The organism is Bradyrhizobium sp. 26S5 (assembly GCF_036923295.1).
Lineage (GTDB): Bacteria > Pseudomonadota > Alphaproteobacteria > Rhizobiales > Xanthobacteraceae > Bradyrhizobium > Bradyrhizobium septentrionale.
In genome coordinates this window covers 1,190,961-1,214,727 of sequence record NZ_CP145948.1, presented here as the reverse complement: position 1 = coordinate 1,214,727, position 23,767 = coordinate 1,190,961, and the positions used below count along the sequence as shown (strand labels likewise).

Annotated in this window: 29 protein-coding genes and 2 pseudogenes; 10 read left to right on the top strand and 21 right to left on the bottom strand. The window is 61.2% G+C overall.

The genetic code is table 11. The features are described 5' to 3' along the window. Window positions 1–67: 67 nt before the first annotated feature. From V5279_RS05755 to V5279_RS05730, 6 genes are all read right to left on the bottom strand, one after another. Window positions 68–301, bottom strand: coding sequence for a hypothetical protein (locus tag V5279_RS05755; protein ID WP_414645905.1), 234 nt, complete (start codon window positions 299–301; stop codon window positions 68–70). Between the two features lie 651 nt (window positions 302–952). After that, on the bottom strand, window positions 953–1,465 hold the full coding sequence (locus V5279_RS05750) for a PRC-barrel domain-containing protein (RefSeq protein WP_338695764.1): 513 nt from the start codon (window positions 1,463–1,465) through the stop codon (window positions 953–955). Between the two features lie 392 nt (window positions 1,466–1,857). Beyond that, on the bottom strand, window positions 1,858–2,898 hold the full coding sequence (locus V5279_RS05745; protein ID WP_338695762.1) for a glycosyltransferase family 4 protein: 1,041 nt from the start codon (window positions 2,896–2,898) through the stop codon (window positions 1,858–1,860). A gap of 1,376 nt (window positions 2,899–4,274) precedes the next feature. After that, a complete protein-coding gene (locus V5279_RS05740) occupies window positions 4,275–4,691 on the bottom strand; it encodes a hypothetical protein (protein WP_338695760.1) in 417 nt (138 codons plus the stop codon). A gap of 89 nt (window positions 4,692–4,780) precedes the next feature. Beyond that, a complete protein-coding gene (locus tag V5279_RS05735; RefSeq protein WP_338695758.1) occupies window positions 4,781–4,951 on the bottom strand; it encodes a DUF1236 domain-containing protein in 171 nt (56 codons plus the stop codon). Next, window positions 4,938–5,072, bottom strand: a complete 135-nt coding sequence (locus tag V5279_RS05730) for a hypothetical protein (protein ID WP_338695756.1) — start codon at window positions 5,070–5,072, stop codon at window positions 4,938–4,940. The genes V5279_RS05735 and V5279_RS05730 overlap by 14 nt, the downstream gene beginning before the upstream one ends. 218 nt (window positions 5,073–5,290) lie before the next feature. Between V5279_RS05730 and V5279_RS05725 the strand changes: the two genes are divergently transcribed. Next, on the top strand, window positions 5,291–6,694 hold the full coding sequence (locus tag V5279_RS05725; protein WP_338695754.1) for a TAXI family TRAP transporter solute-binding subunit: 1,404 nt from the start codon (window positions 5,291–5,293) through the stop codon (window positions 6,692–6,694). Between the two features lie 180 nt (window positions 6,695–6,874). Here V5279_RS05725 and V5279_RS05720 read toward each other — a convergent pair whose 3' ends face one another. Further along, a complete protein-coding gene (locus V5279_RS05720; protein WP_338695752.1) occupies window positions 6,875–7,138 on the bottom strand; it encodes a hypothetical protein in 264 nt (87 codons plus the stop codon). Between the two features lie 142 nt (window positions 7,139–7,280). On the opposite strand from V5279_RS05720, the gene V5279_RS05715 reads away from it, so the two are divergent. Beyond that, window positions 7,281–7,604, top strand: a complete 324-nt coding sequence (locus tag V5279_RS05715) for a hypothetical protein (RefSeq protein ID WP_338695750.1) — start codon at window positions 7,281–7,283, stop codon at window positions 7,602–7,604. Window positions 7,605–8,703: 1,099 nt separating this feature from the next. Beyond that, window positions 8,704–9,222: a septal ring lytic transglycosylase RlpA family protein gene (locus tag V5279_RS05710; RefSeq protein WP_338695748.1), complete on the top strand. Its 519-nt coding sequence runs from the start codon at window positions 8,704–8,706 to the stop codon at window positions 9,220–9,222. 193 nt (window positions 9,223–9,415) lie between these two features. On the opposite strand, the gene tnpC is transcribed toward V5279_RS05710, so the two are convergent. From tnpC to V5279_RS05690, 4 genes and pseudogenes are all read right to left on the bottom strand, one after another. After that, complete coding sequence (gene tnpC, locus V5279_RS05705) at window positions 9,416–11,008, bottom strand: IS66 family transposase (RefSeq protein WP_338701880.1); 1,593 nt, start codon at window positions 11,006–11,008, stop codon at window positions 9,416–9,418. A 93-nt stretch (window positions 11,009–11,101) separates the two neighbouring features. Beyond that, window positions 11,102–11,449, bottom strand: coding sequence for an IS66 family insertion sequence element accessory protein TnpB (gene tnpB, locus V5279_RS05700; RefSeq protein ID WP_029085227.1), 348 nt, complete (start codon window positions 11,447–11,449; stop codon window positions 11,102–11,104). Further along, window positions 11,446–11,847, bottom strand: a complete 402-nt coding sequence (gene tnpA / locus V5279_RS05695) for an IS66-like element accessory protein TnpA (protein WP_338695741.1) — start codon at window positions 11,845–11,847, stop codon at window positions 11,446–11,448. The genes tnpB and tnpA overlap by 4 nt, the downstream gene beginning before the upstream one ends. A 245-nt stretch (window positions 11,848–12,092) precedes the next feature. Next, window positions 12,093–12,155 (bottom strand): annotated as a pseudogene (locus V5279_RS05690) (tryptophan-rich sensory protein); the annotation flags it as partial. 245 nt (window positions 12,156–12,400) lie between these two features. Between V5279_RS05690 and V5279_RS05685 the strand changes: the two are divergent. The 3 genes from V5279_RS05685 (at window position 12,401) to V5279_RS05675 (ending at window position 13,464) form a co-directional block, all read left to right on the top strand. Then, window positions 12,401–12,616 carry a hypothetical protein gene (locus tag V5279_RS05685; protein WP_338695739.1) on the top strand — a complete coding sequence of 72 codons (216 nt, stop codon included), beginning with the start codon at window positions 12,401–12,403 and terminating at the stop codon, window positions 12,614–12,616. 517 nt (window positions 12,617–13,133) lie between these two features. Beyond that, complete coding sequence (locus V5279_RS05680; RefSeq protein WP_338695737.1) at window positions 13,134–13,337, top strand: DUF3606 domain-containing protein; 204 nt, start codon at window positions 13,134–13,136, stop codon at window positions 13,335–13,337. Further along, the gene (locus V5279_RS05675) at window positions 13,309–13,464 is read left to right on the top strand and encodes a hypothetical protein (RefSeq protein WP_338695735.1); all 156 of its coding nucleotides are present in this window, start codon (window positions 13,309–13,311) and stop codon (window positions 13,462–13,464) included. The genes V5279_RS05680 and V5279_RS05675 overlap by 29 nt, the downstream gene beginning before the upstream one ends. Window positions 13,465–13,697: 233 nt before the next feature. Here the strand turns inward: V5279_RS05675 and V5279_RS05670 are convergent, their stop codons facing one another. From V5279_RS05670 to V5279_RS05625, 10 genes and pseudogenes are all read right to left on the bottom strand, one after another. Continuing rightward, window positions 13,698–14,108 (bottom strand): hypothetical protein, encoded by a 411-nt coding sequence (locus tag V5279_RS05670; RefSeq protein WP_338695733.1) that lies wholly within the window; start codon window positions 14,106–14,108, stop codon window positions 13,698–13,700. A gap of 665 nt (window positions 14,109–14,773) precedes the next feature. Beyond that, window positions 14,774–16,124 (bottom strand): annotated as a pseudogene (locus V5279_RS05665) (IS3 family transposase). 62 nt (window positions 16,125–16,186) lie between these two features. Beyond that, window positions 16,187–16,309, bottom strand: coding sequence for a DUF5131 family protein (locus V5279_RS05660; RefSeq protein WP_414645904.1), 123 nt, complete (start codon window positions 16,307–16,309; stop codon window positions 16,187–16,189). Between the two features lie 336 nt (window positions 16,310–16,645). Then, window positions 16,646–16,849 carry a hypothetical protein gene (locus V5279_RS05655; RefSeq protein ID WP_338695731.1) on the bottom strand — a complete coding sequence of 68 codons (204 nt, stop codon included), beginning with the start codon at window positions 16,847–16,849 and terminating at the stop codon, window positions 16,646–16,648. A 59-nt stretch (window positions 16,850–16,908) separates the two neighbouring features. Next, a complete protein-coding gene (locus V5279_RS05650) occupies window positions 16,909–17,265 on the bottom strand; it encodes a hypothetical protein (protein WP_166302458.1) in 357 nt (118 codons plus the stop codon). 39 nt (window positions 17,266–17,304) lie between these two features. Continuing rightward, window positions 17,305–17,466, bottom strand: coding sequence for a DUF2934 domain-containing protein (locus V5279_RS05645; protein ID WP_084518397.1), 162 nt, complete (start codon window positions 17,464–17,466; stop codon window positions 17,305–17,307). A gap of 1,131 nt (window positions 17,467–18,597) precedes the next feature. Then, window positions 18,598–19,074 (bottom strand): hypothetical protein, encoded by a 477-nt coding sequence (locus tag V5279_RS05640; RefSeq protein WP_338695727.1) that lies wholly within the window; start codon window positions 19,072–19,074, stop codon window positions 18,598–18,600. Then, complete coding sequence (locus tag V5279_RS05635; RefSeq protein WP_029084926.1) at window positions 19,071–19,418, bottom strand: DUF3147 family protein; 348 nt, start codon at window positions 19,416–19,418, stop codon at window positions 19,071–19,073. The genes V5279_RS05640 and V5279_RS05635 overlap by 4 nt, the downstream gene beginning before the upstream one ends. After that, window positions 19,415–20,020, bottom strand: a complete 606-nt coding sequence (locus tag V5279_RS05630; RefSeq protein WP_166302455.1) for a cupin domain-containing protein — start codon at window positions 20,018–20,020, stop codon at window positions 19,415–19,417. The genes V5279_RS05635 and V5279_RS05630 overlap by 4 nt, the downstream gene beginning before the upstream one ends. Continuing rightward, entirely contained in the window at window positions 20,007–20,582 is a 576-nt protein-coding gene (locus tag V5279_RS05625; protein ID WP_166302453.1) for a phosphatase PAP2 family protein, read from the bottom strand. The genes V5279_RS05630 and V5279_RS05625 overlap by 14 nt, the downstream gene beginning before the upstream one ends. 190 nt (window positions 20,583–20,772) lie before the next feature. On the opposite strand from V5279_RS05625, the gene V5279_RS05620 reads away from it, so the two are divergent. The 4 genes from V5279_RS05620 (at window position 20,773) to istB (ending at window position 23,760) form a co-directional block, all read left to right on the top strand. Continuing rightward, window positions 20,773–20,922 carry a hypothetical protein gene (locus tag V5279_RS05620; RefSeq protein ID WP_166302450.1) on the top strand — a complete coding sequence of 50 codons (150 nt, stop codon included), beginning with the start codon at window positions 20,773–20,775 and terminating at the stop codon, window positions 20,920–20,922. 118 nt (window positions 20,923–21,040) lie between these two features. Continuing rightward, window positions 21,041–21,217 (top strand): hypothetical protein, encoded by a 177-nt coding sequence (locus V5279_RS05615; RefSeq protein WP_338695722.1) that lies wholly within the window; start codon window positions 21,041–21,043, stop codon window positions 21,215–21,217. A 171-nt stretch (window positions 21,218–21,388) separates the two neighbouring features. Then, window positions 21,389–22,921, top strand: a complete 1,533-nt coding sequence (gene istA / locus V5279_RS05610; protein ID WP_422389058.1) for an IS21 family transposase — start codon at window positions 21,389–21,391, stop codon at window positions 22,919–22,921. Further along, on the top strand, window positions 22,918–23,760 hold the full coding sequence (istB, locus tag V5279_RS05605; RefSeq protein ID WP_176535476.1) for an IS21-like element helper ATPase IstB: 843 nt from the start codon (window positions 22,918–22,920) through the stop codon (window positions 23,758–23,760). Before istA ends, istB begins: the two co-directional genes overlap by 4 nt. The last annotated feature ends 7 nt before the right edge of the window (window positions 23,761–23,767 follow it).

Sequence of the window (23,767 nt, the reverse complement as noted above, 5' to 3'; positions counted from 1 at the left end):
GCTGGGATGTTGCTGCTCCAAAAGCCATGGCCGCCCCGACAATCGACCGGGGCGGCTTTGAGGCTCACTACGCTTCTAGGCCGCCTGGGCGTTCACCGCGGTGACGGCGATCTTGCTGAGATGTTTCGTCCGTCTTCTTCTCGTCAGCCAGCGTCGGGTCGATCAGCTTGACCGCATCCATGCGGCCAAGCTGGCGGGTTCCGCAGCGGAAGATCTCGTAATGCTCCACCGCTTGCGCCGCCGAAAATGGCGGAGTCAGCACCGTCCGGGCGCTCCCTAATGGGTATTGGTCCGATGCCATTTTTCGAGGTCGATATCGGACTCGTTACGTTGCTCCTTTTCCGGATTGCCCTCCCATGGCTTGTCCGTCTGTTTGTGTGAGGCCTTGTCGGACCGCTGCCGGGGATCGTCCTTGGGTGTTTCCTAACTCATGTTCGCTCCTGTCAATGGGAAACAAAGCGTTGGCCTCACAGGGGTTCCTCGCGGCGGCGAAGGTTTCGCCGGTGGACCGCTTGAATCCTGATCATATCAAATATGGAGAGAACAGTGCGGGAGCAGCGTGAATGCAGCGGCGTCGTTTCAAGCAAACCCAATCGTTGGAAGAACGTCTAGCTGATGAGGCGCAACACCTCCGCCTGCAAGCCGACGCGCTCGCGCTTGGGCCTGATCGGGAAGCTATCTGAAGAAAGCCCTGCAGACTGAAACCGGCTCACATATGGGCGAGCGGCTGCGATCCTCCGAACTCCAGCGGCCGAAGTAACCCACCGCCGCATCCATGCGGTGCTTCTCTAGACCTTCACGATAATGCCGGCTTCGAACGTCCAAGCGACCTGAATTGGGATGTTCGCCGGCAGCGAACGGCAGGGGCCGCGTGTCATGAGGCGGGCCCCTGCCGAAAATCATCGATCACCAGCTATAGGTGCCGAACCTGAACGCGAGCGTTTGCTTCTGTTCAGTTGTAATCCGAGTATTTGAACTGCGGCAGCGCCTTCAGCTGTTCCTTGTTGCCGCTCATGACGGCGTGGTCAGGCACCCAATCGTTCGCGTTGCGATTCGAGGTGTTGGTCGACGCCGTCCCCGTGGTCGTATCGCGCGCGGTGGTCGAGCTGCTGGTCGAGCTCGTCCGGACCGGCTCTTCGACGAACTTCAACTTGTCCATGGAGACGGCGATGTCGTGTTCGCCCATTCCCAAGAAGCCGCCGATGCCGATAACTACGGCTTCGATCTTGCCGCTCTTATCGACCAGCAGCTCGTTGATGTCGCCGAGCTTCTCGTTAGCCTCGTTGTAGACATTCAGGCCCATCAGCTTCGAGGCGCGCCAGCTTCCCTTAAGCGCCATCTTGGCGTCGGTCGGCCGGCTGGTCGCTGCCGGCGCAGCGCGATCCGCCGGCTGAGTGGATTGCGCGAACGCAGAGCCGCCGATCACGGCAGCCCCAATCAGAGCAACGGCAAGAAAGCTTTTCATCGATCATCTCCTCCAACGTGAGCCGGCAGCCCTTTGGATGCCCGCCCCTCCAACGTTCCCCGTTGCCACTTGTTCCTGCGTGGAGCGCAGACCCGAAGGATCCGAAATCGTTAGCGACGTTCGGTGGTAACCAGGCGGACGGCAGCGATCCCCTTACCTTCGGCGCGTAGGCAGGCCTGCGTGAAATGTGGCCACACCTGCTTCGAACAGTCCTCCGCTTCCTTCGCGGCCTCGTTCGTCCGGACTTTCGGCAGCTGGACAGGCGCTTCTTCCGCCAGTGCCGGCGTGGCGAGAAGAATCAAAACGGCCGTCGTTGAAAATGGATTTCATGCGCGCCTCGTTGATCAGCAACTCAACGCGGGACGGCGAAGCCGTTCCGCATCGGGCGGAGCTCAGGACGGATCTTTTGCGCGAGCGACCAGCTCGCGATATCGGGCCTCGTAGTCCTGTGCCATCCGGCTCGAGGTAAAGCGATCCTCGAACCGCGCGCGGACTGCTCTTCTGTCCAGTCGGCCCAGATCGTTCACCGCCCTGATCGCCTGCTCCTCGTTGTCGACGATAAAGCCGGTAACGCCGTCTTCAATCACTTCGGGCACCGAGCCCGAGCGGTAGGCGATCACCGGCGTCCCGCACGCCATCGCTTCGATCATGACGAGCCCGAAAGGCTCCGGCCAATTGATCGGAAACAGCAACGCGGCGGCCCCGGCGAGGAACGGTTGTTTCCTCACTTCGTTCACTTCGCCGACAAGTTGGACCTCTTCGCCGTCGATGTTCGGTTCAAGCTTCTTCTTGAAGTAGGCCGTCTCCGCGCGCGGTATCTTGGCGGCGATCCGCAGCGGCATCCCGGCAGCACGTGCAATGCGCATGGCCTCTTCGGGTCCCTTGTCCGCCGTCAACCGACCAAGAAAAGCCAAGTATGAACCGCGCTCATACGAGGGCCGAAAGAGGTCCTTCGGCAGACCGTGCTGGATCGTCGCGATCCAGTTCGCGTCCGGGAGCGGCCGACGCTGGTTGTCCGAGATCGACACGGAGGCCGCATTCGGAAAGGCCCCGATTACCTCGGCCAGCCCAGGAAGGTCGAGACGTCCGTGCATCGTCGTGAGATAGGGCACGCCCGTCCGGCTCAACACCGGAAGGGACAGCCAGTCGACATGAGAGTGGATCACGTCGAAGTCGCTCGCCCGCGCGGCAATCGCTTCGATCAGCAGCGCGCAGGCGGCGTTCGGATCAACGCCCCTTTGCCCTAGGCGCAGCGCGCGTGGCCATACCGCGTGAAGACTTCCCTTCGTTTTCGAATCGCCGCTCGCGAACAAAGTGACGTCGTGTCCGAGTTCGACAAGCCCGTCCACCAGCCAGGCGATCACGCGTTCCGTACCGCCATAAAGTTTCGGAGGGACGCTCTCGGCCAACGGAGCAAGCTGGGCGATCCGCATCGGTCTAGGCCCCGAAAGCGCAGCGCAGGACCATCACGATGGCGGCGGAAACGAGCGAAGATATCGCAAGCAGTGTCCAACTGGGCCTGGTGCTTCCCCGGGCCACCCGCACGACGAGCATCTTCATCGCCCTTAGCATTCGTCGCGGGGAAGTCGGTCCAGGTAGGCGATCCCGAAGCTGGCGAGCTCTTCGGAATCGCTCCGTCGCTCTTCCCATCTCCTTTGCAGGGTGGCGCTCCAGCAGGAAGCGCCGGTTATCCAGGGAATCGACGTCGGGGTCCCTTGAGCGGTAGATCGTCCACGCGGTCTCCGCGGCTAACTTCAACACGACTTCGTCGACCATCTTCGCGCTCCGGCGACCGCATTCAATCGCTGGCAACTCAAGGCGGCCCGGAAAGTTTCCGGTTTTTCCCGATCCTGGACGAAGAGAGGAGGAGTCAGGACGCCTTCGCACGCGCTCGCGCACGCGCCGCAGCGCGCCGGCGCCCTTGGCGGCAGCTTCCAGAGTCCTTCAAGCGACGTGACTGCGAGCGCCGGTTTCGAAATGCGAGATGTCTTCGGAAACCGCGTCGAGTACGGCGCGCAGAAGCGCAGTCGTGGCCCGGATCGAACATGGAACCGCTAAAGGCGATCATAAAACTCAGTTGGCGAATTCAACATTGTTAACGCCGCCACTTCAGATGCCTCTTTGTGCAGCTCTTCTCGCGCCGCAGCATTCCGGACCGAACTCCTCTGCGTGGGGGCGTTGTGTTTTAAGCGCTAAGCTTCGAACGACGGTGCCCGGCGCCGAGCTCCCATTGCCGCTCTCCGCCGAGGACAGCAGCAAGCCTATTTTTCCCGTTATCGGCGGGGCATGCGCAATATGAAAGGAGTCCCGATGAAGAAGATTGCAATGTCGGCGCTGACGGTCGGCGCCCTTGGTCTGGCCTCGGTAGCCACGACGTCTCCGGCCGAAGCTCACTGGCGAGGTGGCTGGGGCGGCTGGGGACCGGGTATTGCCGGCGACCTGGTCGCGGGCGCCGTGATCGGCGGGCTTGCCTCCTCGGCGTACGGCTGGGGACCCGGCGACGGCTATTACGGTGGCGCCGGCTACTATGGCGCAGGCAATTATGGCGGTCCCTACGCCAAGATTATGGCTACGACGAACCCTATCGCTGGGGCGGCGGCTACACCACGACCTACTACACGGCGCCCGTATCCTACGGCTACCGTTATCGCCGCGTCGTGCGCCCGTCCTACGCCTATTACCGCGGATCCTATCCGGTCGTGCGTCAATGCTGGCATCGCCACCACCACTGGTGAAACTAGTCCATCCAAACGCAACGAAGGCCGCGCACCAAAGGCGCGGCCTTTTAGCAATGGGGCCCGTCTTCCGCTCACCAATCTCCGAAGAACGGGTCGTGGCGTTCGAAAGCCAGCCGACCGGGAGCTCTTCTCGACATCCTCGTCAGTTGCTTGACACGCGAGCGCGGCTCCGCCCGGGACCTGGTCTGCGTTTCTTTGTTAATCTCGGAAGGAGGCGCTGCAGGGAGGGCTGCCATCACCTCCCGCATCGGCTGCTGCGGTTCGTTGCTCGTCGGCTCGGCCTGCACGATCTGCAGGGCGTCGGCGCACGGACGCGTGTCGAAGACGATCTTCTCCGGAAGACTTGTCGCCGAGCTGTTCCGGATGGTGGTCCTATCGGGATCAGCTGCGCCGGCATGCTCGACGGGAGCCGGCAGATACCGGTCCGCCGCGAAGAGCAGCGCCAGCAGCAGTCCGCCGACGAAGACGAAGTATCGGATGATGGGCATGGACGGGCGCTCGCAAAGAAGAGATCTGGAAATAGGCCGGGACCGGATCGGCACGAGGACCGATTTTTCAGCGACCCGCCTCGAAGGATTCAGTCGATCTCCTGTACGACCGTGCGCGTCGACGGATCGACCAGCCTCACGCGTTCGCCCGAGTAGACGTAGCGGTACTTGGTGAGCGACGGACCCCAATCGGCAGGCACGGCCTCGAGCTCGACCTCGCGCGGCACGGGTTGGCCCACCACGATCTTAACGCGGGTCATATTCCGGCTCGATCTGCACGGCGGCAGTAGGACCCGTGCCGGTGGCGGTTACGACCGTGGACTGCGCCATCGCGCCCACCGAGATCATCGCCATCGCGGTCGTCAGTAGAAGCTTGTTCATGTTTTTCTCCCGCCGCCATATCAGGCAGCATCGAGAACGAAATGATGGCAAGGTTCCGCAATCGGCGCCCGAGGAAGTAATCTTTTGCAGTCGAATCCGGACCCTTCGTGAACTCATTCTCGCGCGTCGGAACATTCCGGTCGGACATTGGTTCGCCCAAGTTCCGGGCGGCGAACTTGTAGCTCCCAAGCAGGCGTTTGTTCACGTAGGTTCTGCTGATGTCACCGTCCGATCCATTCAGGAGTGCTCACGATCGACGCCAACGAAGGCTATTGCTCGTGTTGGCTTTGGGATTTGTTGTTTTCGGCGCCGCTGCGGCCGCCCTCTTCTACGTCTTGCAGCCCGAGACCCTCTCGATCGCCGTCGGCCCCGCAGGGAGCGACGATCATCAGGTGGTCCAAGCGATGGCCGAGGCTTTCGGCGATGAAAGCAGGACCGTTAGGCTCTCCCCGATCACGACCGAAGGAGCGGCCGAATCCTTGGCTCTGCTCGGCGCCGGCAAAGCCGACCTGGCGATAGGTCGCGGCGACCTTGGCATGCCGGCCGACGCGCAGACACTGGCGGTCCTGCGGAAGAACTACGTTGTCCTGTGGTCGCCCTCCGGGCGACCGGGCAAAGACTCCAAGAAGAAGGCCAGCGGCAAGATCGGGGAGATCGCCGATCTGGCGGGTCGCAAGGTCGCCATCATCGGAAGGACCGGAGCCAACCTCGAACTGCTACGGACTATTCTTGTCGCCTCCGGCGTGGAGCCGGACAAGGTTGCGACGGTCCAATTCAGGACCGACGAAATCGAAAAGCTTGCGCAGGACCCCACTCTCGACGCCTATCTCGCCGTCGGCCCGCTCGACAGCCGGATCACTGCGGCCGCGATCGCCGCGACTTCGCGATCGCGCGGAGTTCCGAAGTTTCTTCCGGTCGAAGCATCCGAGGCCATCGCTCTGAAGCACGCCCGCTACGAAGCCGAGGAGATTCCGGGCAGTGTTTTCAACGCGAAACCGGCCTGGCCCGAGGACAAGGTCGACACCATCAGCGTCAACCATCTCATCCTAGCCAGGAAAGAACTGTCCGAAGCCAAGGCGGCGGCCTTCTACCGGCAGCTTTTCGCTGTCCGCGACACGATCGCGCACCGCGTTGCCGGCGCCGCGCACATCACGAAGCCCGAGACGGAGAAGGAGGCGGAGCCCTCCGTGCACCGGGGCGCCGCGGCGGTCATCAACGGGACCGAGCGGACCTTTCTGGACAAGTACAGCGACTACTTCTGGTTTGCCTTGCTTCTTCTTTCCGGGATCGGTTCGGCAGCCGCCTGGCTGCGTCGCTATCTGAACCGCGACGACCGGGACGACACCACCAGCCATCGCAACCGCATTCTGGCCGTAGTCCGGGAGGTTCGCGATGCCGAGTCCGAACAGGACCTGCTGGCGTCGCAGCGCGAAGTCGATGCGATCATCGGCGAGACGCTGAAGTGCTACGATGATGGAACGCTCGAACAAGAGGACCTGGCGGCATTCGGTCTGGTCCTTGAACTGTACGATCATGCCGTCGCCGAAAGGCGAGCGACGCTGCTGAGCGGCGCCACGGATCAAACAAAAGCTTCGGGTCCAACCCTTGCCTCTCGCCGGTAGGCGCCCTCCGGGAACACGAATCTCTACCAGGCCCGTCGGCCGCTATTGCCAGGGACATTGATTTTCCTCCCATGACGGGTCGAGGGTCCGATCGATCCGGTGGAGTTCAATGCAAAAGGAGCGGACTACTTTCTATCCTAGTTCGAGCCCAGGCCTGGTCTCCGTGCGCCCGGCGCGTGTTCATCGCTTTTGCAACAACGCCGACAGCATAGTGTCGTCGTTCAGGATCGAAAAAACCTCCCGGGACGAGAGATGCGCAACGCCCTGCTCGAACGTGTCGCTCGCTTCGACCTTGGCACGGCCGACCGCCAGGTTTGCATCGATCGTGTCAGGTCGAGCGGCGCGAGGAGGCGGCAGCTGCGCGATGTGGAAGGCTAGGAGTGCGGCGTCTTCGCGTAACTCCACCAACGCGGGTTTGATTCCTACATCCACCGACGCGCTCAATTCGTTCGCCCGAAGCAGGACCGGAGGGGGCGCTCGTTCTTCGGGGTGGCGAACAACTTGCCGGTCGTGGGCCTGGTAGTCAGCGCGCCTATGGGAACGGCAAACAGCAGCCCTGCGATGACCGGCGACATCCAGAGCAGAAGTGGCAGCGAAACGGCGTACGCGCCTGCCGCCATCGCTAGATGCGAACACCGGCAGCGTGACGGAAAAGGAAATTTCATCTTCACCGAAGGAGCTCGACCGAGAGGATCTGGACAAAATCATTGCCCTGAAGATAGTTGAGCAAGAGTTGTCGGACGCCGTACGCATCGCCGAGAAAGCTGCAGACGGAAGCGCTCTCGCCGGAGGCCTGATGAAGCAGGATGGCAAACTCAACTTCGTGGTCGTCATCGCCAGTGGTGATCACTTGAAGGAGGTCATGCTCGAGCGGCCCCGGGGCGGTAAGAAAGTTGCAACTTTGCACTAGGCGCACGTCTGAACCGATAAACCAGATCGCTGTTGCCGCGACCCGACATTTTGGAGATCAGAAGAATCGACGCACTCTGGCGCGTGTCAAATGCGACCGAAATCCCACGCTAACCTTTCTTCCCAACGCGATGCTCCCGCTCCGCAGCTCGACAAAGATGATGGGACTGCGCGTCAACGATCACCAAGGCGATCCCGACACGACGAAGCACGCAATCGCCCGCCGAAGCCCACCGTGCGATTGCTCGCGCCCATCGATGGCGTGGAATGCTTGAGTCGAAGCGATTTGCTTCCGTCCGCGAGTTGGCAAAGGCCGAGAAGAATCAACGAATCCTATCTTTGCCGAGTGCTGAGACTGACGCTTCTCTCGCCCATGCTCACTGAAGCAATTCTCAACGGCCAACAACCGGTCGGGCTTGATCTCGCAAGGTTACTTAAGTTGCTCCCCGTCGAGTGGAACCGGCAATCATGGTCAGACAGCCCGGCTCACAGACAGACCCAGCGGCTAGGTTACCGTGATCCATTCAATGCTGCACGCGGACTTGCAGCGATTGCACTGCGCGGGCTGCCCGAACGTGCTGGTCAATTGCCAGTCTTGCGCTTCATTACTCCACTGGATGGTTGCGTGACAAACAATGTCGTCTGAACCGCAGCCGGCGCAGATTGGCGTAGACCGCTGAGCTGAACCCGCACCCCGGCTTGGTGTTTCGGCGAGCAAGTTGAAAGGATTGATCAGCAGTGTTCGCCGCATGCCAAAGGTCCCGGGCGTGTGAGCTTACGGCCAACTTTACATCCGCCGCATTCTTTCTAAACCCCGAACTTCGTTGTGCAACGCAATCATGCACTGCTTCAGATGGGTCGCCCGCAAGATCACAATCCAGTCGTCACGGCGCGTAAACGAACATGCCAAGCACAGGCGGACGCTTCATCCCCCGTAAGCTTGACCTAGCTAAGCAGCCCGGCTCGACCTCGTGATTTGCACGATCCCCTCTTGTTCCTATGCGAATATGTACGCAAAGCAACGCACCTATTTCGATGCATGGGAACGCTGCCTAGTACGCCGCATTGTTCTTTATTGCTTTTTGGTGAGGTAGCGTGCCATGCGTGCTTTTCCGAAGATTATTGCAATAGCGGCTGTATCGGTCTCGACCGCCACCTTCGCAAATCCTGTTGCAGCGCAAACGTTCGACGAGAGATGGTCTATCATCCCGAAGGCGCATGCGGACCCCGCTCCCCCGACACCTGATCAGACGAAGGAAGATCCAAAAGGGCAGCCTCCAACCGCTGAAAAGGTACCGGACGGTTCGGAAGATAAACCCGCCACGCGGATTGCCAGCCGCACCTTCTCTGGCAAGGCTTCGTTTTATTCGTATCGGACGGGTAAAGCAGCAAGCGGTGTTGCATTCGACCGCGAGCTGCCAACTGCCGCCCATCGCAGCCTGCCGTTCGGCACAAAAGTCCGCGTAACTGATCTTGTGACCGAAAGATCAGTCGTCGTCCGCATCACTGACCGCGGACCAAACATCAGGGGTCGCGTACTCGACCTTTCGCACGGCGCTGCGCGCAGCCTGGGAATTATGGATCGTGGCGTTGTCGACGTTCGCGTCGAGGTCCTTTAGGCTGCCCTGCAGAATGGATCGCACAGTGGAAAGATGGGTGCACGCGAAATCGATACAGAGCGACGTTTAATAGCGATGCAAACGCGTAAGGAACGAATAGAAGCGCCGCGAGCCGATTTGCGCGCCATTGCAGACGAATGAACGTAACCGTCCGGTGAGGGCCGCGGCATGATCGCGCGGTGCGGTCGCCCGATCAGGCCGCAGACTGGACGGGGCTGTTCTTCCATTCCCAAGGCAGCAGCTCACTGAGCCGACCTTGCGGGGTGCTGGCGATGCGGGCCAAGACGTCCGCCAGCCAGGCTTGCGGGTCGATGTCGTTGAGCTTTGCCGTCATGATCAGCGTCGCCATGATGGCGGCGCGGTCAGCGCCGCGTTCCGAGCCGGCGAATAGCCAGGACTTGCGGCCGAGAGCAAAACCGCGCAGCGCGCGCTCCGCCGCATTGTTTGTCAGGCAGATCCGCCCGTCATCGATGAAGCGAGTGAACCGATCCCAGCGGCGCAGCATGTAATCGATTGGCTTGGCGACCGATGAGGAGTTCGATAGCCGAGCACGCTGCTCGCGCAGCCACGCTTCCAGCACCGCCAGCAGGGGTGCGCTTTGCTCCTTGCGCACCCGCAGACGCTCTCCGGCACTTTGGCCGTTGATGCCGCGCTCAATATCGAACAGTGCATCGATGCGCTTGACCGCCTCCAGGGCAATCGGCGAGATCGCTGCGGCATTCTTGTCTCGCCTCGCATTGGCCGCGATGTCCGCCAGCTCGAAGAACTGCCGCCTGGCGTGGGCCCAACAGAGTGCGGACATGATCGGCCCCTGCACGCGCGAGGCGTCATACAGCTCGTTGTAGCCGCTATAGGCATCGGCCTGCAGGATGCCGGAGAAGCTTTGAAGATGCCGTGTGGGATGCTCCTGCCGCCGGTCGCGCGAGGCGTAATAGAGCGCGGCCGGCGGCGCCCGCCCGCCAAACGGCCGATCGTCGCGAACGTAGGTCCAGATATGTCCCTTGACCGTCTGGCCCTTGGCCAGGATCGGCACCGTGGTGTCATCGCCATGCAGTCGCTCGGCGGAGAGGACGTGACGCTCGATCAGCCGATAGAGCGGCTGCAGGGCCGCCGCACAGGCGCCGACCTGGTCAGCCAGTGTCGACAGGCTCATATCGATGCCCTCCCGGGCGTAGCGCTCGCTCTGCCGATTCAAGCGCTGATGCTGGCCGAACTTCTCGAACAGGATCATGGCCAGCAGGTTCGGCCCGGCAAAGCCGCGCGGCGTCACGTGGAAGGGGGCTGGCGGCTGGGTGATCGTCTCGCAGTCCCGGCACGAGAACTTCTCGCGCACCGTCTGGATCACCTTCCACTGCCGGGGAATGACCTCCAGCGTCTCGGTGATATCTTCGCCCAGCTTTGATAGCTTCGATGAGCCGCAGCAAGGGCAGCTCTGCGGTGCGGCGACTACGACACGCTCGCGCGGCAAATGGTCGGGGAACGGTTTGCGCGACGGACGCTTGCGCTGGAAGGATTGCACCGTCTGCGCCCTGGCTGCCGCCCTCTCAGCCGCCAACTCGTCTTCGGTTGCGGTTGCTTCCAGCTCTTCGAGCTCAAGCTCCATCTGCTCCAAGAGCCGCGCCTTGCGCTCCGAGCGGCTGCCGTAAATCTGGCGACGCAGCTTCTCGATCTCGAGCTTGAGGTAACGGATCAGTGCCTCGGCCGCCTTCGCATTGGCAGCTTCCGCTTTAGCGTTCGCCGCAACCGCCTCCGCTTCCAGGCGCGCGGCGCGCTCCGCGAGGATCATCGCATGCGCAGCGGCAAGATCGGTCGGAAGCGATTCAGATGTGGTCACGATGATGATGGAATCACATCCATCACGATCCGCAAGCTCAAAGCCTCATCCGACCGATGCCGGTCGCCACGTCTCTTGTGGGTGCCGCCAGTCGATCCCGGACAAGAGATAACCGAGCTGCGCCGATGAGATCGTCACCACACCCTCGGCCGGGCTCGGCCAGATGAAGCGGCCGCGCTCAAGGCGTTTTGTGAACAGGCAGGCGCCCTGGCCGTCATGCCAGATCACCTTCAGCAGGTTGCCGCGGCGACCGCGGAAGCAAAACAGGTGGCCGCCCAGCGGGTCGCGATGCAAGATCTCCTGAACCTGTAATGCCAGCGACGGAAAGCCCTTCCGCATGTCGGTATGGCCGGTCGCGAGCCATACCCGCACGCCGGCTGGCAACGGGATCATCGCGGCCGTCCATCAGTCAGCGCCGCCACGACTGCGGTCAGCGTCGCCGCGTCAACCGCACCGGTGATCCGCATCCGAGCCCCGGCCGCGAACTCAATCTCGATCGCACCGCAGCTTCCCGAGGGCGCGGTCAACGGTTGCCGGTCTGGCGCAATGGAGACTGGCGCAAAACCGACCTCGTCATCCTGCCGCTGCATCGGCTCGGCCCCGCAAGCGAGGACACCGGTCCGCGCCTGCCGCCGCCAGGCCGTAACCAGATTGCGGTGAACGTCGTGTCGCCGAGCAACCTCGACAACACTGGCCCCAGGCGCCAGACTCTCCTCCACGATCCGAAGCTTCTCCGCACTCGTCCACCGCCGTCGCCGCTCAGGACCGCACAGAACCGTAACCGTCGTCACGTTTGCTCATTTGTTTGCGAATTAATGCGCAAACCATCTCACGCTCGAACCCGATCCGGGAAGGCGGCCTCCACCGGAGGCGTACGAATGAACAGCAGAATTAGACTTAGCATTAGCAGGATAACGACGATACCCATTGCCAAACTATGAAATCGAAAGACGGTGGGAAACTAAAGGAAATTGAGTACCATCTCTCCAAGCCAGACTTGCGAGGCTGCGCCATCTCGCTCCTGCAGGTATTTACGCTAGCCAGCGATCGCGATCATCACATAGAGGGCCGTCCAGGTTGGCGAAAAAATCCAATTTGGAAGATTGAATGCCGGCTTTCGAAGCGCGGAGTACCATGCCCGGCAAGTTGGTTGCTCCGATCAGCCAGCCAGAACCGACGACTCCGGCAAGAAAAGTCAGCAAAGCTAGTTTTCGTGGTTTCATGGGCTCGACGACGGCGAACAGGCCGGTGATTTGTAACGGCGTTAAAGGGCGGCCGCGCTAAGAGCCCAGTGTATCGGAGTTTGCCGGAGGAACTATCAAGATCGACCAAAGTTTCCTTCCTATGAGCGAGACGCTGCCAATCGTCGTAGAGAAGTCGGTCCAGGTTGCCTGGGACTTCCTCGAGCGATCGGGTGAAATTGCAGACCCTGGCGACGCGAGCCGCTTTCTCTTTAGAAATATCGACGACATGTCCCGGGCTGGCGAGCATCGTATGCTTGTGCTGGCAAACCATGCCATTGACGCTTACCGGCGTTACAAGCGCCTGCTCGCGGCATGATTAATCCTAACTGTTCGATCTGTGGCGGCCTCGGCTGGATGTGCGAGAACCATCCGCACCTAGCGTGGACGAAAGACCCGCGCGGATGCCAGTGTGGCGCCGGCATGAGATGTGAGTGTAATAGACTTGGCGATATTGGCCAAAGCGGAGCGGACTGCTCCGTGAGACCCTCGCGCACTGACAGTGTGCCCTTTCCAGCGACCTAACCTGCTTTACTTCCTCGCCCGTCCAAGCTCACGCTAGCGGCGCTTCTATTTGGATTGGTCCTTCGTGGTCCCTTCCTCTCGACAAGTGAGCCCGGCCGCTTCCATGGCTGCTTGGGCTTTCGGAAGCCAATCGCGCGCTGACACCGAGCTGACCGACGGCAATGTAACTCAACGTGGCCCGTTTAGGCAGTTCTGATCGGGAACAGCCTAAACTCGACGATCGGACGACGCTATGCACCTCCTGATCGGTGAACGCGCGAGCGCCCCGCTTCTAGTTAGGAACGCGGTGCCCGAGCTCGAGTTGTTGGATTATGGACGGCCTTGCGAAGAAAGAGCAGTTCGAGCGTTCGAAGATCAACGTGCATTCGCCGGACCAAATGAAATGTTGGGCTCATGCGCTCGGTATCTCAAAGGAAGAGCTTTGTAAGGTCATCGATAAAGTTGGGAATGCTGCCGCGGCCGTTCGTAAGGAGCTGGAGGCTACCCATGACGAAAGATCAGGAAGCCAGTGCTGAGTGCGCAAAAGAAGCTCGAAGACAGGCCGCGCTGCTGCCTCCTGGCCCGGTACGCGACGCTCTGCTGGAGAAAGCGCGCCAGTACGAACTCGCCTCAACGGCAAAACCGGATAGCATTGCAAACTAAAGTCCGCTTAAAAGTGCGACATTAGAGGATTCCGACAATAATACACCCTGGCGCCCTCCCGACCACTGAGGATCGGCTAGCTCCGATTGCGTGGCCACACGCTAGGCGATGCCGACCCTAGCCCATTCGTATTCGAAAGTTGCCTGCCTCGCAGGTGATGGTTCGGCTCAAGTGTCAAGCATGTCCCAGTCATCGCTGAGCACCCATCGTAGCGCCGACAGCTTGCCGTTTGATCATGCCCCATTCGAAATCGTCCCAAGGGCCGAGCTGCTCCAATCCATATTTCTGCTCGACCCTGCGCGCATTCTCTCGGCTCCCTCCCATATTCGGCGATGGATGCGGAGGCCGAACGGGTCTTTCCCGCGCTCGGCGTCGCTATCGATCAGCGTTGCTTCGCCGCTCCTCAATTTCTCGTTCCAGACCTGATGTCGATTGTACCAGACCTGAGCGAGTAGCTTTTCGATGGCTTCTGAAATCTCGACGTAGCGGCGCGGCGGCTCAAACCACGTCTGCTCAATCATGATGTCCGAGAACTCTTGCGGCCGAACTCTGTTGAGAGCATCTCCGAGCTTGGTGAAGTAGTGGGACTTACTCGAAAAGAACTTCGCGATATCAGGATGTGGCTTCTGCTCATCCACTCCCATAAACGAGCAAACAAGCTCCGTTCATTGTCCAAATGTCATCGCCCATTTCTTTTAATTATGGGGTCGAAGGTTCGAGTCCCCTCCGCGCTCACCAAGCAAAGACAGCAAGTTATCGTTAGTTCTGATCATTCTTGTTTCCCAGATTTCAGAATTGGGAAGCGATTGGGAAACATCGCGAGAAGCAATTAGAAACTCCCCGGCGCTCGTCAATACAATCAAGCGCCGGTGGGTCGAGGCTTGAAGAAAAGCGCTACAGCCCTGGCGAAGGGCTGCCGCCCCAAGTAGTTGATGGCGCCCGCGCCCCTGAAGCCCAAAACCTACCTACGCTCTGCAGTAGGCCGGCAGCAAAATGGGGCCGGTCGCTGCGTTCCGATTAACGGCATCAGCCGCTTATGAAATTCGTATCTATTTGATAAACAATGATTTTTCTAAATCGATCAGTGTCACCCACAATCGTACCCACAAACATGTGGCGACCGACTCTCAAGGGCACTGGGACAGCATTGGGATTGGGAATTTAACGTCCCTGGCATCCTCATTCTATGATATCGGCCAATAACTTAGCCGCCTTATTCTGGGCAAATTTCGGCGTGTCCGTCGTCAGATAATTTGAGACTAATCAGGCTTTTCGAGAAGGGAGGCTCTGGCTCATCTGTTGTTGGAGTTTAAGCGGCCTGCAGTTGGTGCTGCAAGCGGCGGTTTGCGATGGTCTCACGCTTGATGCGCTGTCGTTCGGTTAGGATGGTCTCGGCTCTGCCGAAGTAGACGTCAGCCGGGGTCAGGTTTTTGATGCTCTCATGATAGCGGACGTGGTTGTAATGCTCGACGAAGGCGCCGATCTGCCGTTCGAGGTGGTGAGGTAGATAATAGTTCTCGAGCAGAATGCGGTTCTTCAGGGTCTGATGCCAGCGCTCGATCTTTCCCTGGGTTTGGGGATGATACGGAGCGCCGCGCACGTGCTGCATGCCCTTGTGTTCGAGCCACCTGGCCAGATCGTCCGCGACGTAACTCGAACCATTGTCGCTGAGAAGCCTCGGCCGGTGCGCGACGGTGATGTGGTCAAGGCCGGAGGCCGCGAGTGCCTGGTCGAGTGTGGCCGTGACGTCGGAGGCACACATCGTGGGACCAAGCCTCCAGGCGACGATGTAACGCGAGAAGTCATCGAGCACGGTCGACAGGTAGTACCAGCCCCAGCCGGTGATCTTGAGGTAGGTAAAGTCGGTCTGCCAGAGCTGGTTGATGGCGGTGGTCTTGTCCTTGAACTCGTTCGCCGCCTTGATCACCACATAGGCGGGGCTGGTGATGAGGTCATGCGCCTTCAGCAGCCGATAGACCGATGCCTCGGAGACAAAATACTTCCGTTCGTCGGTGAACCGCACGGCCAGCTCGCGCGGCGACAGCTCGGGCAGCTCCAGCGCCAGGTCGATGATCTGGCCCCGCACATCGTCGGGGATGCGATTCCATATCCGGTCAGGTCGAGACCGGTGGTCAGCCAGCGCCTCGACGCCGCCATCACGATAGCGATCATACCATCTATAAAACGTGGCGCGTGGGATCCCGAGCTTGTCCAGCGTGCGCTTGGCCGGCAGGTGCGACTGCTCGACCAACTGGATGATCTCGGCCTTCTCGGACGCAGGATATCTCATGCCTCGTCCTCCCCATCCCCGTTCATGCTTTTTTTGAGTAGGCGGTTCTCAAGGGTGAGGTCGGCCACGACTTCCTTCAATGCGGCCGTCTCACGACGGAGATCCGTCACCTCGCCGGAGGTCGCCGCACGCGCCGTATCGCCCGCCAGGCGGCGCTTACCGGCTTCGAGGAACTCCTTCGACCAGCCGTAATACATTGAGGCGGCAATGCCCTCACGCCGGCAGAGCTCGGAGATGTTCTCCTCGCCCCGCAGTCCTTCCAGCACGATGCGGATCTTCTCTTCCGCCGAATACTGCCGGCGGGTCTGGCGCCGAATGTCCCTTAGTACCTGTTCTGCCGCGCTTTGCCCGGTCCGGATTTCTGCTTCATCTTCGCTCCTGGTGGCTACGATGAACCAGAAATCCTCCCTCCGCAAAATCCTTCAATTTGTCTCACACGCCCTGACGGCAAACACCTTCGGCATAGCAATTATCACAGCCCGGCGAGACTTTTTGGCAGCCAATCCATGGATTGAATGTATGATCGCACCATTCTATTTTCGAATTTTCACCCATCACAAATCTCCAAAGTTCAGAGCATCGCTCTGCCCGAGACACCGGTCACGGTCGCATCCTTTACAAGTTTATTTTTCGCCTTTAGCGGTGGCTAAAAGCACCGACGTCATCGAGCCGACGACGTCTCCTCGGAAGGCATTTCAGGGAGAATAGCGTGTTCCGTTTTTCTTTCGCTTGGAGCGACAAGTATGAATTTCTCACAGGGTGGTTCTTGCGATTCATGCATGCGCGCAGGGATTACTTTGCGGCAACACGATTGAACGGCTGCGGGCTGAAGCCGAGCACATTTCCTCGCCTTCGCGCGACTAGGCTTCGCTCAAATCTGTCAATCGGCGTTCAAATTTGCCCCCTCATCGGCGTCCAATTTTGGACGCCGATCCCCCGGCTTAGGGGGTCAATATTGCAGGCCGAATGACAGTCTTTATCGGCTGCGTTGTCGAACTGCGTTCGAAACGCGGTGTACATATTGTAGTCGACGACGCCTGAAAGGCTGATCGCCGGCGACTTGAAGGCGGTAGCAGGCAGGGTCGCTGGTTCCATCGGTCGATCCTATCGTGGTGGTCATGGTCATGGTCTACGCGCCACATGCAGATGCCGTGCTACTCTTCGGACCGATACAGAACCCGGTCGCGGCGCGCGGTCATCCGCCAAAGCCCGGCGATCGTGGAAAGACCGATCCGTAGGACGAGGACAACCAATGTAATCTGGAGCCAGATCAGGCCACCTATCTCCCGGAAGACGAATTCGATGCGAGGTCCCCAAGGGGGCGGAATGGCGTCGCCGATCGTCTCAATGCCGCGTTGGAGAATGCGCTGTGCGCCAGTTAGCAGTTCCGGCTTCTCGTAGAAGGCGGCTACGATCAACACCCATGCCAGGATCGCCGTGATTGTGCGGAAGGAATGCACCTTCAAGTGATAGCCTAATCCGGGTTGGTCGTTACCGCGCGTTCTCGCCATCCGCTCCGCCAATCCCCTCGCACTCGCAGCAAAGGTTGGTCACAACGTATCCGGGGTCCGCAGCGGCGATCCTTTATCCTCGTTGAGCAATTCCTGCTCGGCCAGATGCCAGAACTCCTCATCCCGTTCTTCCGGTTTGCCGGCCTTCTCCCAAAGCTTATAGGCGCGCGCCGCTACTGCTTCGTCAATCCGTCTGTTCATTGGGCCTCTCCTGCCCCTTAAACGGAGAGATACTTTATGCGTTCCTTCGATTATGCTCCCGATTATGAGACCATCGGAGAAGACGTTGCTACCTTACCGCCAGGGACACCACTCGGACCGTGGCCCACACGATCGAAGGCGGCCGGGCGCCGGGTGTCAAAATTCCGGCACCGGCATAGCGGGCTCGCCAGGAAACAAGAACGGGCCTGCGCCGGGCCAAGCACCGTAGGCTCGAATCCTCAGAACGAGCACGTTCAGCAGCAGGATTCTTCGAACGTGAAAGGGTTGCCCGGCAACAAGAGCGGGCCGCCTGCGAAGCGTTAACGGTACTCCAAGCCGGGCCGCCCCGACGATCGACCGGCGCGGCTTTCGTGCCACTAGGCGCCTTAGGCCGCTTAAGGATTTTTGCCGTGCCCGCAAGCTGAGGGTTTCGTCCGTCTAGCCAGCATCTGCTCGATCAACTTGACCGCACAGGTCTTGACGAAAGAGTTCGCGCGGCCCGGCGGTCGAGTAACCTAAATGCGGGACGCATCGAGGATGAAGCAGGCGGCCGTTTAGCTTTGCGAGCTTGCGCTGGACTTAAGCAAATTTCTAGCTCGTGTGCGCTCTTCTGTGCGAGTTGGAAGGGGCAGACCCAAGCTGCGGGCCCGCAGATAAACCGAATGGACAGGACGCCTCAGTGCGACTGCGATGCGGTTAGCACTCGCGCGCGCAGCGATCATAGCTTTCAGTCGCTCAACTTCTTCAGCAGTCCACTTTCGATAGCGCATTTTGTTTTAATCGTTCGGGAACGGGTGCGTTCCTAGGCGGCTACTGCAAGCTCTGGCGAGAAGATGGAGCGTCCGCCTCGCGCAAGAGCGTTTCTTTTAGGTCCGCTAACCCGTCGCCCTGCAAAAGCGGACGAAGTGTGCTTATTGCCGCACCTGCAACCTATGGCCCGAACCTTGGTTCCGTCCGGATCGCGGTAGTCCCAAGCGATCTAGAACAGGAACTTGGTCACGACGAGATCGCGCGCTTCCTCAATACTAATCTGAACGAAGAGGGCGGCCAACACCAAGCTCAACACGGTGTCGCTGCGCAAGGCGTCAAGCCAAGGCTTCGAACGCAGCTTGATTGAAATTCAAGATGGTTTCAGCGGCTCCGCGACAGCGCGGGGCCGCTTTCTCTTTGAGCTAACCGAACGACGCGGACCTGGCGCCGCACGAGCCAGGCGGTGACTGCCACCGTCAGCCAAGCCAGGGAAGCGCCGATGAACGCGCATGCCACGTTTCGCTCCACGAGGAGCCAGAACACTGCGGCGAAGGCGAGCATGCCGAAAGCGCCCAGCGCGGCACCGGCGGCGTCGAGTGCGGCGGCCTCCTGCCCTCGCCGCCTCCCTTCAAGACCAGCCTTCTTTTTGCGACGGGTTTCGTGCTTCTCGATCAAGGTCGCGCTGGCGCAGAAGATTGCCGGGAGCGCGAGGAAGAGACCTCCGATCGAGGGTCCGTAAGAACCGCTGATAAGCCCCGTGAACACGGTGGCAGCGCCGCCCAGGGCGAAACGCACCAAGTATTCGTACCACCGCCCTTCACGCAGCGACGAGGGCGTGACCTTGATCGGGAGCCTCACGCCTGCCCTCCCGCGAGCACCCACAGACCGAAGGCTACGCCCACCCAGACGGCAATCGAGACGATTGTCGCCGGCAACGCCCGCATCCCCTCACGCACGAGGAGCTGGCAAACTAGGATGCTGTAGACCACCAGCCCGACCGCGCCGGCCATCATGGAAAGGCTTTGCGAACCGGCGTAGGTGGCGCCGTGCTGATAGATCGCGAGGCCTAGTGTTGCGAGCGCGACCGAAGGCGCCGCCCCGAACAGACCGGCGAAGCTCTTCGGTTTCAAGACATCGCCCAGCATCGAGAACGCCGACACGACGGCGCCTCCGATTAGGAAACGGAGGACATACTCGCTCATTTCTGCTTCTTCCAAAGCTTCATGAGCGGCCCTGCGGCGCCGTAGGCCGGATCCTTGCGCGGCACCGGTACTTTCGGGATGGTCTTCAGCGCACGCCGACGTTCCTCGGCGGTTGTACACTCGTCGTAGGTGCCCGCCGGGGGATAGGCGCCGACGACCAGGAAGTCCTTGTCCGCCGACAGACATTGATGCCCGGTTCCAGCGGGCAGGATCGCAACGTCGCCGGCCTTCAGCGTGAATATCCTGCCTTTGCTGCCGCCAAAGCGTATTCGGCCCTTGCCGCGGGCGATGCCGAGCACCTCGTGAATCCGTGAGTGATAGTGCACGTAGTCGTAGATGCCGTCGCGCCAGCTATCCCCCCAGCCGTTGGCCTCGAACAGGTCTTCGAGCACCGCCGCCGGATCATGCTGCTCGTCGAGGCCGACGACGCCTCGGTAGAGCATTAGCGGCCAGCGCGGATGGTTGGGCACCAAGCCATCGTCCTTGAACCGAACGGTATGGGGCTTTCGGGGCCGCGCGAGCCCGAAAGCCTGCCGCCTGCCCGGGCGGCGGAGACCGGTCGCACGCTCTGCGTATTCCTTCAGGTCCTCAAGTATCGGCATCATCTGTCTCCTTGGCGGGATAGCCGGTCCACAGGCGAAGCATTCGTTCGAGCGCCACACCAAGGGCGAAGCCGACGACGACGTCGCTTGCCCAGTGCGCCAGCACGATGATGCGCGTCAAACAGAGGCCGACCGCAAGCGCGCAGATCGCACGGCGCGGCCACGGAGACAGGGGACCGGCCGCCGATGCGAGCGCGCCCATGTGCATCGCGTGTCCGGACGGAAAGGCGTCTTCGCGCTTGCCGGAGAACGAGATCCCGTGAATATGTCCCAACACGGTCCTTCGGTCCGGCCGCGTCTGGTCGAAGACCGACTTCATAACGTGCGGCAGCAGCGATGCTATTGCCGCGACCAGCAGCGCATGGTTGCCGGCGCGGCGCAGCGGCCTTTGTTTCGTACGGGTGGCCATCCAGCCCGCAGCGGCCAACGCCAGAAGGATTTTCTCGTCGGCGCCCCAAGTTAACCCGCGTGCAATTTCCTCCACGCGATAGTTGGTCTTGCGCGCCACCGTCCGTGCGATCCTCTCGTCGATCTTCGTCGGTTTCACAGTGAGAAGAGACATCGGTCCTCTGGTTTTTCGATCTACAGATTCCATAACGCGGAAGTGGGTGCCCGGTTCTCCACCGCCCGGCGTCCGCCACCACGCTCAGGGAACGGCCGTAAGCCACGAAGGCGGCTGCGTGCCGTAACTTGTGACGGATGCGAACCGGGTCCGGATGACCTGGACTGGACACGACGCGTGCGAAGTTGAGGTGCCCGCCACCACCGGCTTCGGCACGAAGGTGCTCAAAACCACAATCGAGCGGAGCGGTGGCGAGATCGAGCGCGACTGGCGCTCTGAAGGTCTCTGCGTCCGGATTTCGCTGCCGCTGAAATCGCTGCGAGGCCGATGGAGCCTTTGAGCAGGAACCCAACCTCCGCGGTGAGATTGAAGTTCGCGGAGGATGTGACGGCAGAACCCGGAAAGATTGGAGCCCGACGCGCGGAGGGCACCGGATGGAGTCTGGCGGCAGAGGTCTGATGGCTGTCGCTTTTCTGTGGGATCGCATCGTCCCGCCCGACCGGTTCGCCCAGCCGGAAAAGGACGAAGCGTTCCCTAAAAACCGAGAAACCGACCGACATGCCTCGCCCGCCGAGATGGCGACCGAGGGTAAAGATCGCGGACGGCACGCCAGTGCGCGGCGGCGATCAGGGTGAGACTCCAGCGACAATCAAGGTGAGACTGCGCCGATGGGGACGGACCGAAGGGAGGGCGCAGCCCGACCGGAGGACCGTCCCCATCGGCGTCGCGCGTTTTTGGACCCGTCTGGCGGCCGGGTGCGGCTGGTGCAAGCTGTTGGTTCGTCTCGACAAGAGGGAATCGATGCCTTGCCTGGCCTCCACATCACCGACCACCAGATGAGGCTGTACATGACGTACCGACTGACACTGTCCCCCGAGGCCGCCGCGGCCAAGGCGGGGTTCTCGAAGGCAAGCGCGTATCGAATCGAGGGCGATTGTCGCCCGCCATCGCAGAAGAAGACGCCGAGGGGCCGGCGCCGGTCCGATCCGCTCGGGCAGTATTGGGACGCCGAGATCGTTCCGATCCTGAAGGCTGCGCCCGGCATCCGCGTGATCGGCGTGCTGGACGAGCTGCGCCGACGGCATCATGACTTGAACCCGAACATCCGCCGCACGCTGGAGCGGCGCATCAACGCCTGGCGGGCGCTCAACGGCCCCGAACAGGACGTGATCTTCCGCCAGCAGCACGAGCCCGGCCGCCTGGGTCTGTCCGACTTCACCGACGTGAGCGCGCTCGGTATTACCATCGCGGGTGAGCCGCTCGATCACCGGCTCTATCACTTCCGGTTGGCGTTCTCCGGCTTCGAGCATGTCCATGTCGTGCTCGGCGGCGAAAGCTTCGTCGCCCTGGCGGAGGGCTTGCAGAACGCGCTGTGGGCGCTTGGCGGCGTGCCGCGGGAGCATCGCAGCGACAGCCTGTCGGCAGCATTCCGCAATCTGGCCGCCGACGCACGGGGGGATCTGACGCAGCGCTACGCCGGGCTGATGGGCCACTATGGCATGGCGCCAACGCGCAACAATGCGGGCATCGCACATGAGAACGGCTCGATCGAGAGCGCGCACGGCCATCTCAAGCGGGCACTGGAAGATGCGCTGTTGCTGCGGGGGACGCGCGAGTTCGCCAGTCTCGATGCGTACCGGGCTTTTGTCGACGAGATTGTCGGCCGGCGCAACGCCAACCTCGCCAAGCCGATCGCGCTCGAGAAGGAGGCCTTGGCGCCGCTGCCAAAAGGCCGCACGACCGACTTCGAGGAGAAAGTGATCCCGGTGACGTCGTCAGGCGGCTTCATCCTGCGGCGCGTATTCTACACCGTGCCTTCAAGATTGATCGGCCATCGCCTGCGTGTGCGCATCTTCGACGACCGGCTCGAATGCTTCCTTGGCGTCACGCCGGTCGTGACGCTGCGGCGCGGTCGGCCTGTGTCCGAGAGCCAGGGCGGTCATGTTGTGGATTACCGGCACGTCATCCATGCCCTGCGGCGCAAGCCGATGGCGCTCCTCAATCTCGTTTATCGCGACCAACTCTTCCCGCGTGCAGCTTACAAACGTCTGTTCGAGACCTTGCGGGAGCATGGTGATGACCGGCGCGCCTGCAAGGTGACGGTCGAGCTTCTGGCGCTGGCTCACGAGCGCGCCTGCGAAGCAGAACTCGCCGAGGTGATCGCGATGGATCTGGACGCCGGACAGTTACCCGATCTTGCCGCGCTGCGCGACCGCTTCCGACCCGAGGCGGCCTCGATCCCGCGTGTCGCCGTCAAGCTGGCGCCGCTCGACGTCTACGATGAACTCGCCTCCGTCAGCGTCATGTCGGGCCGCTCGAACCTGGGAGAGGCAGCATGACCGGTATCGCTACCTCCGTCGATGCTGCCCGTGTCGAGCTGCTTCTCAATGAGCTCCGCCTGCCGGGCGTCAAGGCGATCTGGCCGAAGCTCGCCGCACAGTCGGACAAGGAAGGGTGGCCTGCCGCCCGCTTCCTCGCCGCCCTTGCCGAGCACGAGGCGGCCGATCGCACCCGCCGTCGGATCGAGCGACACATGGTGGAAGCGCGTTTGCCCGCCGGCAAGACGCTCGCCACCTTCGACTTCGAAAGCGTGCCGATGCTATCAAAGGCACAGGCGATGGCGCTCGCCGCTGGCGACGCCTGGTTGAAGGCCGGCGCCAATTTGCTCTTGTTCGGTCCACCGGGCGGCGGCAAGACCCATCTCGGCACGGCGATCGGCCTGGCTCTCGTCGAGAACGGTTGGCGCGTTCTCTTCGCGCGCACCACTGATCTGGTGCAACGGCTGCAGGTCGCGCGGCGCGAGCTGGCGCTGGAGTCCGCGATCGCCAAACTCGATCGCTATGACCTCCTGATCCTCGACGACATCACATATGTGAGCAAGGATCAGGCGGAAACCAGTGTGCTGTTCGAGTTGATCGCCGCCCGCTACGAACGACGCTCGCTGCTGATCACGGCCAATCAGCCATTTGGCGAATGGGGGCGTATCTTCCCGGACCAGGCAATGACGTTGGCTGCCATCGATCGTTTGGTCCACCACGCCACGATCCTCGAGATGAACGTCGAAAGTTACCGTCGAAAAGTTGCCCTCGATCGCAAGCGCGGTCCAGGCCGGCCACCTGTTCACACGACCCCCAACGAACTCGACAAGACTGTGATTGACGCTGGCAGCGCCGCTTGATTGTCGC